We start from the raw sequence: 13,164 nt of genomic DNA, 5'->3' as shown, positions 1-13,164 counted from the left end.
TGGCTGTATTCTATCTGAACCGGCATGGGGTCAATCCCGCCAAAACCACCGCAAAACCACCGAAATCGCATTCCGCATGTCCCTGACCCACAATCGCCAGAAGGCCTTCCCGCTTCCCTACGCCATCGGCGACCTTCAGGGGTGCGCGTGTTCGCTTGCCGCCCTGGTCGAACAACTGCCGCCAGGCGCCCCGATCCGATTCGTCGGTGATCTGGTGAACCGCGGCCCCGCATCCCTGGAAACGCTTAGGGCGGTCCGCGCACTTGGCGCAAATGCCGAATCCGTGCTCGGCAACCACGATATCCACCTGCTAGCCGTGGCTGCGGGTGTTCGCAAGAAAGGGAAGTCGGACACCCTTGACGAGATCCTCTCTGCCCCTGATTCCGACGAAATTCTTAACTGGTTGAGATTTCGCCCCATGGCGTTGCGCGAAGATGGCTTCCTGATCGTGCACGCCGGGGTACTCCCCCAATGGTCCGCATCGCAAGTCGTGGATCTGGCCAAGGAAGTCGAAGAGCAACTACGCGGCTCAAACTGGCAAGGCTTTCTGGCAGATGTCTTCGGTAATGCCTCGGACCGGTGGAGCGCCAGCCTGCGCGGCATCGATCGTCACCGTGTTGTCGTCAACGCGCTCACGCGCCTGCGCTATTGTTCCGCGGATGGCGTCATGGATCTCAAGACCAAGGATGGTCTGGACAATGTGCCGACCGGTCTGATGCCTTGGTTCGATGTCCCTGAGCGCCGTACCAGGGACGTGACCTTGGTCACCGGGCATTGGTCGACCCTTGGTCTCGTGATGCGACCCGATCTTGTTGCGCTCGATACGGGCTGCGTCTGGGGCGGAAAGCTGACTGCCGTACGCATGGCGGCGGATCCCTCCGCACGAACACTGATCCAGGTCGAGTGTCCGCAGCACCAGGATCCGTTTGCCTGAGGATCAGGCTCGCTCGATCGCGGCCGCCAGCGTATCAACCACGCGCGCCTGCTGCTCGGTCGTCAGCCCGATCCACAGGGGAAGCCTGACCAGACGGCTGGCGATGCTGTCAGTAACTTCGAGCGTGCCGTGGGCGCGCCCGAAACGCAGTCCGCCCGGGGCCGAGTGCAGCGGCACGTAGTGGAAAACGGCATTGATCTCTTGCGCCCCGAGGTAATCCAGAACTTTCTGGCGATCGATGCCTGGCTCGAGCAATACATAGTACATGTGGGCATTGTGCGCGCACCCGGCAGGCACAATTGGACGCCGCAGCACCCCGGCACGCTCCAGCGCGGCAAGGCTTTCATGGTACGCATTCCAGAGCGCGAGGCGGCGCGCCGTGAGGTCGGCCGCTTCTTCCAACTGCGCCCACAGAAACGCCGCAGTCATCTCGCTTGGCAGAAACGAGGATCCCACGTCCTGCCACGTGTACTTATCCACCTCGCCCCTGAAGTACCGACTGCGGTCGGTGCCTTTCTCGCGAATGATCTCGGCCCTCAGGGCAAGCTCCGGATCATTGACGAGGAGTGCCCCGCCTTCGCCTGAAATCACATTCTTGGTCTCGTGGAAGCTGAACGCACCAAGGTCACCGATACTGCCGAGGGCTCGCCCCTTATAGCTCGCCATCACACCTTGCGCAGCGTCCTCGATCACACGCAAGCCATGACGGCGTGCGGTGGCCATGATCGTATCCATCTCGCAGGAGACGCCAGCATAGTGGACCGGCGCAATGCCGCGCGTGCGTGGGGTAATCGCTGCCTCGATCAGGCGCTCGTCAATGTTCAGCGTGTCTTCCCGGACGTCCACGAAGACCGGAACAGCGCCGCGCAATGCAAACGCATTCGCGGTCGACACGAATGTGTACGACGGCATGATGATCTCGTCGCCAGGCTCCAGGTCCATCAGCAAAGCCCCCATCTCCAGCGCCGCCGTACAGGAATGGGTCAGCAACGCCTTTGAGGTTCCGGTCTGGCTTTCAATCCATCCGTGACAGCGCTTCGTAAACGGGCCATCGCCGGCGAGCTTGCCGTTCATGTGAGCTTCGGCGATGTAGTGCAACTCCCGTCCCGTCATGTAAGGCAGGTTGAAGGGAATTCGAGACGATTTATTCATTGCGTCGATGCACCAGTCAAAAACAGGCAATCATGAAACGAGCATTGTCTTGCCTTCCGGAAAGACAAAAAACCTGAACATGATGAAAAGAAAACCCGCCACCACCAGAATTGCGATCCCTTGAACCAACTGATGCGGGTAGCCAAGACGATTGACGAACACGTGGAGCAGCAGGAAATTCAGTCCGTAACCGAGGGCATGTGTGATCCCGTATCGCACCAGACTTGGCATTACCTTGCCTCGATGCGAAAAAGCCCATTTCCGATTGCTCAGAAAGCCGATCGTCGCGCCGACGAAGTATAGCAGCGACATGGCGACGAGCGGCGGCACGCCAAGCCATGTCACCCCCAGGTAGAGACAATAGCCACATGCATTTGAAAATACTCCGACCAATGCATACCGCACCAGCGTCGGGAACAATCCACTATCTCGCAGGATCGTGAATCGCGAGACCGAATCCCGATTTGCCATAACCATTTCCGTTGTAAAGCATCAGCCTGCGTCCGGCGTGCTCGAACACGAATGGATACTCAATCATGTCCGCGTCCCAGCCCGCCTCCGACACATCGATACCAGTCTCATTCAGGCGCAGCGCCCATTCGTTACCGTCGGCGCTGCCCGCATAACCAATCCTGTAAGTCGAATTATTCCCCGAACGATACGAAAACCACATGTGATAACCCGACGCATCGGCCACCACGGTGGGACGGGAGAAAGCCTGCGCCACTCCCAATGTAAACGGCACGGCGAGTCCGGTCTTGCGCCACTGGTGACCGTCATCGGACACGGCACCTCGAATGACGTGGACCATTTCTCCATTGCCGGCGTCCCACGTGCTCGTCGAGCCATACCACATCCGGAACGAGCCGTCGGCCTCCCTCTGGACCCATGGATATGAAAGGCTGACGGGATCCTCGGCGTCCAGCGCCATGAACGGGCCATCGCCATCGAGATGAAGCGTCCAGTCTTCGTCAAGGCGCAAGCGGCCCACTTCACCGAACCAATGCGCGCCATCCGGGCATTGCCATCCCATGAACAGTATGTATCGCTTGCCATCGGCCTCGTAGCAATTGCCGATGCTTACACCATGGGAATAGAACGAACCCGGCTCGCCATGGACGAACACGGGGCGGTCGTGAACATACTCCACCGTACCGCGTACGACATCCACATCGACAAAACCCACCGAGGAGCGATTCTGCTCGTCCCGCCCGCTGTAAAAAACGCGATAGACGTCGCCACGCAACCAGATCGGCAATGGATTCGCCGCATGCGTTGCCAGCTTCGGATGGACTCCGCCCGGAATGTAGAGTTGCCCGGCCTTTTGCCACGTCATGCTAGATCTTCTTCAGACGTGTGCTGGGCACGCGTGAGCGCTCGGTTGCCTCGCCCACATAAACGCCCTCGGACTCGGCGTCCGAAAGCAATAGTGCTCCCGCACCAACCACGCACCGGGCGCCAATCTTAATGTGATCACGCAACGTGGCGTTGACGCCGATAAAGCACTGCTCGCCAATTTCCACGCCACCCGACACAACGATGTGCGACGCCAGGAAACAATGATCATGAATCACGGAGTGATGGCCGATGTGATTCCCGCTCCAGAGCGTGACGTTGTTACCGATCTGAACAAACGGCTGAATCGTATTGTCTTCAAGGATCAGACAGTTATCGCCAATCCTGCCGTCGTTGAGCACAGTCGCCTGAGGGCTTACGTATGATCCCATGCGGTATCCCGCAGCCTTAGCCGACAGGTATTTTTCCTTGCGTACCGTGTTGAGGCGAGCGTAGCTCACGGCTACGAACATGTCGCATTCCTCGGGCGGGAAGGCGCTATGGATATCCTCAAAGGGCACAACCGGCAGGCCATTGAATGACGGCTCCTTCACGTAAGCGGCGTCCACTGTAAAGGCAACCGGCTCGTACTCCGAAAAACGGTCGAAGTAAAACCACGCAACGTCGGCAATATCAGCAGCCCCGAAGATAACGAGCTTCCGCTTCATGGCACCTTTCTCACAATCATGGTGAACTCGTACAGGCCATAGTCGTGCAGCAACGCGACCTGACGTGAGTATTTGCGCTTGCAGAGGTCAAACAGTCGACACGGATCGGCATAGTAGAGATCCGGCCGCATCTTGTCCGCATCCGAGTAAGACGTCAGGCAATTGAATGCAAATCCCAGTCGACTCGTCCCGTCGAGCACATCGAGCGTCGATTCGAGGTACCTCGCCCAGTCTTCGTCCGATCGCCCCATGCGTACGTTGAAGATACCGCTGGCCACGCCATAATCGGCGATAGCATCCGGGGCATTGGCTACCAGGAACCGCGCTTGGGCATTACCGTCGAAGCGCTCGCGCGCCGCGCCAATCATCTCCGCCGAGACATCGATGCCCAGATAGCTGACATCGGCGAAATCCCGGTGCAGATACTCATAGAGCGCACCATAGCCGCAGCCGAGGTCGTTAATGGAGAAGCCGCTCGAGCCTTGATCTTCGATCACCCTGCACAATTGCTGGAAGCGCAGCGCCTGTGATGCCTCTCCGTTCCAGTCGACGCCGCGCGCGTTGGCCCCGTGCTCGGCGAGCTTGCCTGAGTAGTAGCTGGCTACTTCGGCCAGCAACGGCGTATTCTCTCGACTCATGCCGATTCCTTCTCCACAGCCGGCGCAGCTTCAAAATAGAGAACCAGAGCGCGCTCCGATCCGGAAAATAGCTTCTGCAACTGGAACAACGGGTACATCGTGTGCTCGTTGAGAAGCCACCTCAAAACGTTTGGAAACGTCGTCTTGTAACGGACCTGCCGTCTTCCCGACTGCTTGGTACGTTCGAGTGCAGACATCGAAAGCTTCTGACGCTCACTGCGATTGACCAGATAATTCGACACCGGCAGCAGCCAGTTCGACACCGGAAAGGTCAGGCCGGCCATATGGTGCAGCGTCCAGCCGGTTCCTGCGGCCAGGTCGTGCAGCGACGGACGCGTGTAGCGACGGCAGTGCCCCGCGATGTCGTCCTCGATGCCCCAATGTCGCGGAGACGCCGGTACCAGACCGATCATTCGCCCCCCCTTCGCTAGACGCGCGCGCGATTGCTGCATGAAGGCCGACTCCTGGGCATTATCAAGATGTTCCATGACCATGCATGAAATCACCAGATCCACCGGCTCATCCGTTTCGGACGCAACGTAGTCTTGATTGATGGCAGCGAAGCGCTGGGCGGCAATTTCCTTTCCGAATCGCTCTTTCAATGCGGAGATGGTGCGTGCCTCCAGGTCATAGGAGCAGCCAGTCCACCCGCTATCGAGCAGTAGTTTCGTGATTTCGCCGGCGCCCGGACCGATTTCGACAAACCTCCCCGGGGGCATGGTCTGCAAGCGTTCCTTGAGGTACATCAGTTGCAACAATGTACCGGGCGGCAATACGGGCCGTGTGTCTTTCAGTGTATTCAGCGACGCCATTGCGCTCATCCCCTGTTGTTCATGACTCATCGGCTCTGTTTCCGCTCTCTCGAGGTGAAATAGTCCTCAACAGACACAGGCTCAACATAGTCGAAGCCAAGCACATCCCGCGCCGTGGGGGTTAGCCGGGCGTCGTCCAGATTCCGGGGCAACTGAATCTGCTGTCTGAAGAACGGGATCGTGAAGACATGATTCACCGCACGGCGCGGGGAGTCTGTCTGGTTCGTGCCTCCGGTGTGATAGAGCATGCAATCGAGCACAATAAATGATCCTGCCTTGGCCTCAATCTGCAGCCTGTTGCGCTCCACATACCCGTCGGAGCCCAGTTCCTCGGTCTTGTGAGAGCCCGGCAGAACAAAGGTTGCACCATTCTCCAACGTGAAATCGTCGAGGCAGAATAGTGCATTGACTGCCAACGGACGGCTCGATACAAAATGCTGGTATGGCAGGTCCCGATGCCACTTGCCCTGGTTGTACTTCTCGCGCGAGGGATTGATGATACCGTTCTGCTGGTTCAGCACGAACTTGCCTTCAATCAGGAGACGCAGTGTTGCCAGCAGGTGCTCGTTCAACGCCAGTCGTAGAAAAGCCTCTTCGCCATGGGTGAGGAGCGCGCGAATCGTGTTGTATTCGTCGAGGGCACGCAGTCGCGACTCGCCGTAGCCATTGATATAGCGTTCTCGCACGCTATCGAACGCAACCGATAGAGCTTGCACCTCCTGAGACGTGCAAGCGGCTTCCAGAACGGAATATCCACGCTCGCGCACCTCTTCCGCAACCGCGTCATAGCGGGAATTGCATTGCCGCTGACGCAGCACGCCATAGGCCTCAATCCGCTTGCTGGTCATGATTGCCCTTCCCTGACACCGTCGTACGGAGCATTGCGGTAGACATCCCGCACGATTGAATACGGGCGGCGTTTTACTTCGAAGAACACCTTCGCGATGTAAATACCCTGAATGCCCATGAAGAAGATAATCAGACCCGAAAATAACCAGATGGATGCAATGATCGACGTATAACCATCGGGCGGTGATGCAACAAAGAAATAGCGGAACAACAGAAACGCGATGTACGCCATGGCTGTCAGCGAAATCACCAGCCCGGAATAAAACGTGAACACCAGCGGCAGGCTGCTAAACGAGGTTACCGCGTTAATCAGATGACTGAATTTCCGCGAGAACGAATAGGTCGTCGGACTGGTCGAGTGCTTCTTGACGACATGCTGACGCTGCGCGAACCCCGTGATGACCCACAACCCGCCAATATTGAGCTCACGCTCGCGGTGCAACAGCAGCGCATTGACATAGCGCCGCGTCATCAGCCGGGCTGTGACGATGTTATTGGGCTGCCTGATACCGGTCAGCAGACGAAACAGCCGATAAAACAGCATACCCGTGACACGCTCGATCGCTCCACCCTTGCGGGTTTCCTGCACGCCATACACTACATCGCAGGATTCTGTTTCCATTTTGGTCTTGAATGAGAGCAGCCACTCCGGCTCCTCCTCAAGATCGCTGTCGATCAGGAACACCTGCTCGCCCCGCGCATGAGCAAGGCCGGTCATCATCGCTTTGTGGTGACCGAAGTTGCGCGACAGGTCCACTACCACCACGTGCGAGTCAACCTCGCTCAGCGCAACCGCAATTTCGAGGCTGTTGTCCGGCGATCCGTCATTGACGAAGACAATCTCGTAGTCGTCACCAGCCAACTCACGGGCGACGGCGCCGGCGCGCCGATGAAACTCGGCAATATAGGCTGCGGACTGGTAGAGCGTTGCAACGATCGATAGGTTCATGAACGTACATGTTTCATATACTGCGGCGCTGCCTTCCCGCAATTGAACAGCAGGTCGAGAATGGTTACGCCGTGGGTGAACTCGCCCCACAATTGCTGATACTCGGGGTAGCCCGTGTACTCGAACCACGACAGGCTGATGTCGCGCGCGGCGAACACCGATTCATCCACATAGTCCTTCGCGGATGGGCCGGATACGTACACGGTTCCTCCCGCTTGTGCGCACAGATCGGCCAGCCGTTCTGTCTTGCCATCTACCAGCTCGTAGTCCCATGACCAGCTGAGCTTCGTCCGGATCCCCAGATATCCGCATACCGCTTCGATCAGCGTGCGGTTAAGTTGAGACAGATTGTCATGCGCGGTATCGATATAGATGGGCCGCAGCCACGCTGCGATCTCATCGAAATGTGCGGCACGCCGATAATTCTGCTCGAGGGTTTTCCAGTGCGAATGCGCCCAGTCCGAATCCTGGTCGATCCTGGTTTCGCGAATTTTCTGTTCATAGCGCCCCTTGACCTGGACCGGGACGGTCAGCCATTGCACGCCTTGCGGCGTCTTGATCTGGTTCCGATTACGCCAGTCGCGGCGCGTATACTGCATGTCGTCGTAGAGAATGAATTCATCTACGCTTGCGATCATGTCGAAATATCCCTTCCAGGGAATATAGTTCGACTGGAGAATGGCAACCTTTTTCATGCGGCGTTGTTCGTGGGACGGTTCCGGGCAGCTAGATTGGCGTGCCCTGCCGAAAGCCCGCTGGAGAAGATTTGCGAACGGCAGCCGGCAACTGTTCTTCTAACTGTTGTGAGTACCGACGAGATACCGGTGTAGACGCGCCGGCGCCGGCACTGTGGCCGTATTCTATCCGAATCGACTCCGGGACAGCCCGATAGCGGGGTACTTTCCGCCACATGGGAATAATCGCCACATGCAAACGATGAAAAGCTGGGCAATGTCCCCGAAACCGCGGCGATCTCAGCCAGAGCGGCGGGGGCTGATCAGGACTTTCGTTCGGCAGATCCGGCCCTGACAGGAGCCGGATACCGATCAGGTACCCGATACTGACACGGCACCCTGCATGTCAGCCGGTATGACGCTCAACACCGGCCGGGCGTGGAACGAAGCAACGGCTTGCGCCGCTGCCTCATGCTCCCCCTCCACCAGATGCACCACCACTTCCCGCGCCGACTCTGCCAGCTCACGTCGGCTTGCGGAAGCCGCCCGCAACTGCGGCCCCAGCACCAACCTTGCCTTGATCGGCGGTGCCTGCAGGATCATGTCGAGCGATTGCAACAGCGACAGGTCGCCGATATACGCCGGTGCCACGGTCGGCTTGCCCGTGGCCGCATCCAGATAAGTCAGCCCTGCAGGCTGGACCGGCAATCCACCCGCCACCGGCGCCTGCATCAGATTCGCATGGAAAGGCAGCACCTCGCTGCCATCGGTCGTGGTGCCCTCGGGAAACACGCACACCAGATCGCCCTGCTGCATGACTTCCGTGATGTGGTGCAGCACTCGATGCGCGTCACGCTTCCGGCCGCGCTCGATGAAGATCGTGCCGGTCTTGTCGCAAAGCCAGCCGACGATCGGCCAGCCGCGGATTTCCGACTTCGCCACAAAGCGCACCGGCTGCCAGCTGTGGATCACGTAGATGTCGAGCCACGAGATATGGTTCGACACCAGCATCGCGCCTTGCGGTACCGCCTGTCCGGGTGCCAGGCCCTGGACCTCGACCTCAATGCGGCAGATGGCCAGCAGCTTGCGCGACCAGCCGCGGATCAGGCGCTCGCGCAGGTGAGCGCTCGCCCACGGGAAAACCGTTGCGCACACGAGCATCCCGCGCAACAGATGACACCCAAGCCGCGCCTTGCGTAACCAGATCATGTCCTAGCCCCTGGGATTCGCCGCGAGAATCAGCGCTGCTCGTGCACAACCTGGCCACCGACCAGCGTCATGCGCACGCGCCCTTCCATCTCGTAGCCGAGCCATGGCGAATTCTTGCCCTGACTCTTCAGCGCGCTGCGTTCCACCTTCCAGATCTGCTTCGGATCGAACACGCAAACATCAGCGGCACTGCCGGTGGTCAGCGTGCCGGCGGCGAGGCCGATCACGCGGGCCGGATCGCTCGTGATGCGCCCCAGCGCCTTGACCAGCGGCACCTTGTGTTCGGCGGCCCAGCGCAGCGTCAGCGGCAGCAGCAACTCCAGGCCCGTTGCGCCCGGCGACGCCTCGTCGAACGGCAGCAGTTTCTCGTCGTCATCGACCGGCGTATGGTCGGAGCACAAGGCATCGATGGTGCCATCGGCCAGTGCCGCGACGATCGCATCACGGTCGCGCGTGCCACGCAGCGGCGGCGTAAAGCGCATCTGGCTGTTGAAGAAGCCGATGTCCACGTCGGTCAGCGATACGTGGTGGATGTTGACGTCGCAGGTCACGGGCAGGCCTTCGCGGCGCGCCTGGCGCACCAGTTCCAGCCCAGCGGCCGACGACAGCCGGCACAGGTGCACGCGCGCGCCGGTCGTGCGCATCAGTTCGAAGATCGTGTGCAGGCGCACGGTCTCGGCGATGACGGACACGCCGGACAGGCCCAGCCGCGACGCCACCGCGCCGCTGGCGGCCACGCCGCCGCCCAGGAACGGGTCCTCGGGGCGCAGCCATAGCGTGTAGCCGAAGGTCTGCGCATACTGCATCGAACGCAGCAGCACCTGGGTGTTCTTGATCGGCACCTCGGCCTGGCTGAAGCCGACGCAGCCGGCCTCGGTCAGCTGGCCCATCTCGGTCAGGGCTTCGCCCTTCAGCCCGACGGTCAGCGCGCCCAGCGGGTAGACGTGCGTCTGGTTCAGCGTGCGGGCGCGGAACTTGAGCATCTCGACCAAACCCGGCTCGTCGAGCACGGGGTCCGTATCGGGTGGGCACACCAGGCTGGTCACACCGCCGGCGGTGGCTGCGGCCACCTCGGATTCCAGCGTGGCCTTGTACTCGTAGCCCGGCTCGCGCAGGCGTGCGGACAGGTCGACCAGGCCCGGGCAGACGATCAGGCCCTTCGCATCGATAGTCTTGTTGGCGTTGAAGTCAGCGGGCGCGCGGCCCACGCCGACGACCTTGCCGGCGGCGATAAACAGGTCCTGTTCGGCGTCGAGATTCGCGGCCGGATCGATCAGGCGGCCACCCTGGATGTGAATCTTCATGTCTTGTCGCTTGGCGTTCGGTTGTTCTTGGGGGCTGCCTTAATCGTTGTTGCCGGCCACGATGCCCATGACGGCCATGCGCACGGCGATGCCGAAGGTCACCTGGTTCAGGATCACCGACTGGGGGCCGTCCGCCACGGCGGAGTCGATCTCCACCCCGCGGTTCATCGGACCCGGGTGCATGACGATGGCATCCGGCCTGGCCAGCGCCAGCCGTTCCGGCGTCAGCCCGTAGGCCTTGAAGTATTCCTGCGCCGATGGCAGCAGCGCGCCGCTCATGCGCTCGTTCTGCAGGCGCAGCATGATCACCACGTCCACGCCCTTGAGCCCCTCTTCCATGTTGTGGAAGACGCGCACGCCCATCTGCTCCAGGCCGGACGGCAGCAGCGTGCGCGGCCCGATCGCGCGCACTTCGGGCACGCCCAGCGTGGTCAGCGCGTGGATGTCGGAACGCGCCACCCGCGAGTGCAGGATGTCGCCAATGATGGCCACCGTCAGGTTGGTGAAGTCCTTCTTGAAATGCCGGATCGTGTACATGTCCAGCAGGCCCTGCGTCGGGTGCGCGTGACGCCCGTCGCCGGCGTTGATCACGTGGACATGCGGCGCCACGTGCTCGGCGATCAGGTAAGGCGCGCCCGAGCTGGCATGGCGCACCACGAACATGTCTGCGGACATGGCCGACAGGTTGTTGATGGTGTCCAGCAGCGATTCGCCCTTGCTGGTGGACGACGCGTTGATGTTCAGGTTCAGCACATCGGCGGACAGCCGCTTGGCGGCAATCTCGAACGTCGTGCGCGTGCGCGTGGAGTTCTCGAAGAACAGGTTGAACACGCTCTTGCCGCGCAGCAGCGGCACCTTCTTGACGTCGCGGTCGGAATCGGACAGCGAGACAAACTGGCTGGCGGTATCGAGGATGTGCGTGATCATGTCACGCGACAGCCCCTCGATCGACAACAGGTGCTTCAGTTCGCCGTTCTTGGTCAGCTGCGGGTTGCGGAACGTCTTGGTCATGGCAGGTCAGGCGCGGGCAGGGGTCGGTCTGGGTTATCTTGGGGGAGAGCTCTGGGGCCCGTCAGGCGCGGGCTTCGGTGGCAAAGGCAAAGCGCGTCGCGGCGCCCTCACCCTGGCGCGACAGCACGAGGGTCTTGTCGCGCGGCAGTTCCACGGTCATCGCGGCGAAGTCGGCGGCAACCGGCAGCTCGCGTCCGCCGCGGTCGACCAGCACGGCCAGCGCCACGCGGGCCGGGCGGCCGTAGTCGAACAGCTCGTTCACGGCGGCGCGGATCGTGCGGCCAGTGGCCAGCACATCGTCGATCAGCAGGATGTTGCGGTCCTGCACGTCGAACGGCAGCGAGGTCGGCTCCGCCTGGCTGTGCAGCCCCTTCTTGGCATAGTCGTCACGGTGGAAGGCCACGTTGATCACGCCGTGGCCAGCCAGCTTGAGGTCCGCCGCCAGACGCTCGGCGATCCAGGCGCCGCCCGAGTAGATGCCGGCCACGGACCAGTTTGCACGCTCGCTGGTGGGCATCAGGGCCTGGGCCTGGTCGCGCAGCGCGTGATACAGCGCCTCGGCGTCGGGAGTGGAGGTCTGGGTCATAGCGGAAACTCGTCGAAATACTGTTGCAGGATGATCCGGGCGGCCTCGGCATCCAGCGCACCGCGCCTGGCGCCAGCCATGGCGGCGGCTCGCGAGGAATAACGCTCGTCCACCCACTCCACCGGCAGGCCGAACCGGCCGTTCAACTGGTTGCAAAAGCGGCGCGCAAGCCGCATCGAGGCCTGTTCTTCATCGTCGGGGCCGGCTTCGGGATTGACCGGCATGCCAACCACCAGTCGCACGGGCGACCATTCGCGGATCAGCGCGCCGATGGCCTCGAAACGCGCCTCGACAGTGATATTGGGAAGGATGGTGAGGGCGCTGGCTTGCCGGGTGATGAAATTCCCGAGTGCAACGCCGATTTTTTTCTCGCCATAGTCGAAGGCGAGGACAGTACCGTCGTGGGGCGTCTCGCGCCCCGGCTGATCAGGCATGCCCCGCCTCGCCCGAGAGCATCGTGAAATCTATGCCCAGCAGGCGGATAGCGGCGGCAAAGCGTTCCTCGGGAGGCACGCTGAAGATGATTTCCGGGTCGGCCTGGACGGTCAGCCAGCCATTGCGGCTGAGTTCCTCCTCAAGCTGGCCGGCGCCCCAGCCGGCATAGCCCAGCGTCAGCAGGAAGCGATGCGGGCCGCTGCCGTTGGCCACGGCTTCCAGCACATCCTTGGAAGTGGTCATTTCCAGCCCGCCGGGTACCGCCAGCGACGACACATAGACGCCGACCGGATCGTGCAGCACAAAGCCGCGCTCGGTCTGGACCGGGCCGCCGAAATAGACCGGCTGGTGGGCCACTGGCTGGATTTCGAGCTTGAGATCGATCTTGTCGAAGAGCGTGGCCATGTCGATGTCGATCGGCCGGTTGATCACCAGGCCGAGCGCGCCGCGCTCGTTATGCTCGCAAAGGTAGACAACGGAGCCCGAAAAGGTCGGATCAGCCATGCCTGGCATGGCAATCAGGAACTGATTGGTGAGATTGATTGGAGCTTCGGGCTTCGCCATGCCTGCATTTTATCAAATCGCTGCCGGACGTCCGGAAAAGTTCT

General features: G+C 60.9%; 16 protein-coding genes. 1 reads left to right on the top strand and 15 read right to left on the bottom strand.

Translation table 11 applies throughout. From position 1 onward, the window contains the following. The first annotated feature begins 76 nt into the window (after positions 1 to 76). The gene (locus tag AC1DOX_RS11055; protein WP_441615982.1) at positions 77 to 934 is read left to right on the top strand and encodes a symmetrical bis(5'-nucleosyl)-tetraphosphatase; all 858 of its coding nucleotides are present in this window, start codon (positions 77 to 79) and stop codon (positions 932 to 934) included. Between the two features lie 3 nt (positions 935 to 937). On the opposite strand, the gene rffA is transcribed toward AC1DOX_RS11055, so the two are convergent. From rffA to AC1DOX_RS10980, 15 genes are all read right to left on the bottom strand, one after another. Continuing rightward, entirely contained in the window at positions 938 to 2,086 is a 1,149-nt protein-coding gene (gene rffA, locus AC1DOX_RS11050) for a dTDP-4-amino-4,6-dideoxygalactose transaminase (RefSeq protein WP_441615980.1), read from the bottom strand. Positions 2,087 to 2,116: 30 nt separating this feature from the next. Further along, on the bottom strand, positions 2,117 to 2,506 hold the full coding sequence (locus tag AC1DOX_RS11045) for a GtrA family protein (protein WP_441615978.1): 390 nt from the start codon (positions 2,504 to 2,506) through the stop codon (positions 2,117 to 2,119). A gap of 4 nt (positions 2,507 to 2,510) precedes the next feature. Further along, complete coding sequence (locus tag AC1DOX_RS11040; RefSeq protein WP_441615976.1) at positions 2,511 to 3,422, bottom strand: glycoside hydrolase family protein; 912 nt, start codon at positions 3,420 to 3,422, stop codon at positions 2,511 to 2,513. Position 3,423: 1 nt separating this feature from the next. Further along, entirely contained in the window at positions 3,424 to 4,089 is a 666-nt protein-coding gene (locus tag AC1DOX_RS11035) for an acetyltransferase (RefSeq protein WP_441615974.1), read from the bottom strand. Continuing rightward, positions 4,086 to 4,727 (bottom strand): class I SAM-dependent methyltransferase, encoded by a 642-nt coding sequence (locus tag AC1DOX_RS11030; RefSeq protein ID WP_441615972.1) that lies wholly within the window; start codon positions 4,725 to 4,727, stop codon positions 4,086 to 4,088. The genes AC1DOX_RS11035 and AC1DOX_RS11030 overlap by 4 nt, the downstream gene beginning before the upstream one ends. Further along, positions 4,724 to 5,569: a class I SAM-dependent methyltransferase gene (locus AC1DOX_RS11025; protein WP_441615970.1), complete on the bottom strand. Its 846-nt coding sequence runs from the start codon at positions 5,567 to 5,569 to the stop codon at positions 4,724 to 4,726. The genes AC1DOX_RS11030 and AC1DOX_RS11025 overlap by 4 nt, the downstream gene beginning before the upstream one ends. Beyond that, on the bottom strand, positions 5,566 to 6,387 hold the full coding sequence (locus AC1DOX_RS11020) for a phytanoyl-CoA dioxygenase family protein (protein WP_441615968.1): 822 nt from the start codon (positions 6,385 to 6,387) through the stop codon (positions 5,566 to 5,568). Before AC1DOX_RS11020 ends, AC1DOX_RS11025 begins: the two co-directional genes overlap by 4 nt. After that, positions 6,384 to 7,337, bottom strand: coding sequence for a glycosyltransferase family 2 protein (locus AC1DOX_RS11015; RefSeq protein ID WP_441615966.1), 954 nt, complete (start codon positions 7,335 to 7,337; stop codon positions 6,384 to 6,386). Before AC1DOX_RS11015 ends, AC1DOX_RS11020 begins: the two co-directional genes overlap by 4 nt. Continuing rightward, a complete protein-coding gene (locus tag AC1DOX_RS11010) occupies positions 7,334 to 8,032 on the bottom strand; it encodes a WbqC family protein (protein ID WP_441615964.1) in 699 nt (232 codons plus the stop codon). Before AC1DOX_RS11010 ends, AC1DOX_RS11015 begins: the two co-directional genes overlap by 4 nt. Positions 8,033 to 8,383: 351 nt before the next feature. After that, positions 8,384 to 9,220: a lysophospholipid acyltransferase family protein gene (locus AC1DOX_RS11005; protein WP_441615962.1), complete on the bottom strand. Its 837-nt coding sequence runs from the start codon at positions 9,218 to 9,220 to the stop codon at positions 8,384 to 8,386. 29 nt (positions 9,221 to 9,249) lie between these two features. Beyond that, positions 9,250 to 10,524, bottom strand: a complete 1,275-nt coding sequence (locus AC1DOX_RS11000; RefSeq protein WP_441615960.1) for a dihydroorotase — start codon at positions 10,522 to 10,524, stop codon at positions 9,250 to 9,252. 39 nt (positions 10,525 to 10,563) lie between these two features. Next, a complete protein-coding gene (locus AC1DOX_RS10995) occupies positions 10,564 to 11,535 on the bottom strand; it encodes an aspartate carbamoyltransferase catalytic subunit (RefSeq protein ID WP_092134989.1) in 972 nt (323 codons plus the stop codon). A 61-nt stretch (positions 11,536 to 11,596) separates the two neighbouring features. After that, positions 11,597 to 12,121 (bottom strand): bifunctional pyr operon transcriptional regulator/uracil phosphoribosyltransferase PyrR, encoded by a 525-nt coding sequence (gene pyrR / locus AC1DOX_RS10990; RefSeq protein WP_092134990.1) that lies wholly within the window; start codon positions 12,119 to 12,121, stop codon positions 11,597 to 11,599. Next, positions 12,118 to 12,555 carry a Holliday junction resolvase RuvX gene (gene ruvX, locus AC1DOX_RS10985; protein WP_441615957.1) on the bottom strand — a complete coding sequence of 146 codons (438 nt, stop codon included), beginning with the start codon at positions 12,553 to 12,555 and terminating at the stop codon, positions 12,118 to 12,120. Before ruvX ends, pyrR begins: the two co-directional genes overlap by 4 nt. Then, positions 12,548 to 13,120, bottom strand: a complete 573-nt coding sequence (locus AC1DOX_RS10980; RefSeq protein ID WP_092134993.1) for a YqgE/AlgH family protein — start codon at positions 13,118 to 13,120, stop codon at positions 12,548 to 12,550. The genes ruvX and AC1DOX_RS10980 overlap by 8 nt, the downstream gene beginning before the upstream one ends. Positions 13,121 to 13,164 lie beyond the last annotated feature (44 nt).

Source organism: Cupriavidus sp. 01L415 (assembly GCF_056400065.1).
This window is presented reverse-complemented; position numbering and strand designations above follow the sequence as displayed.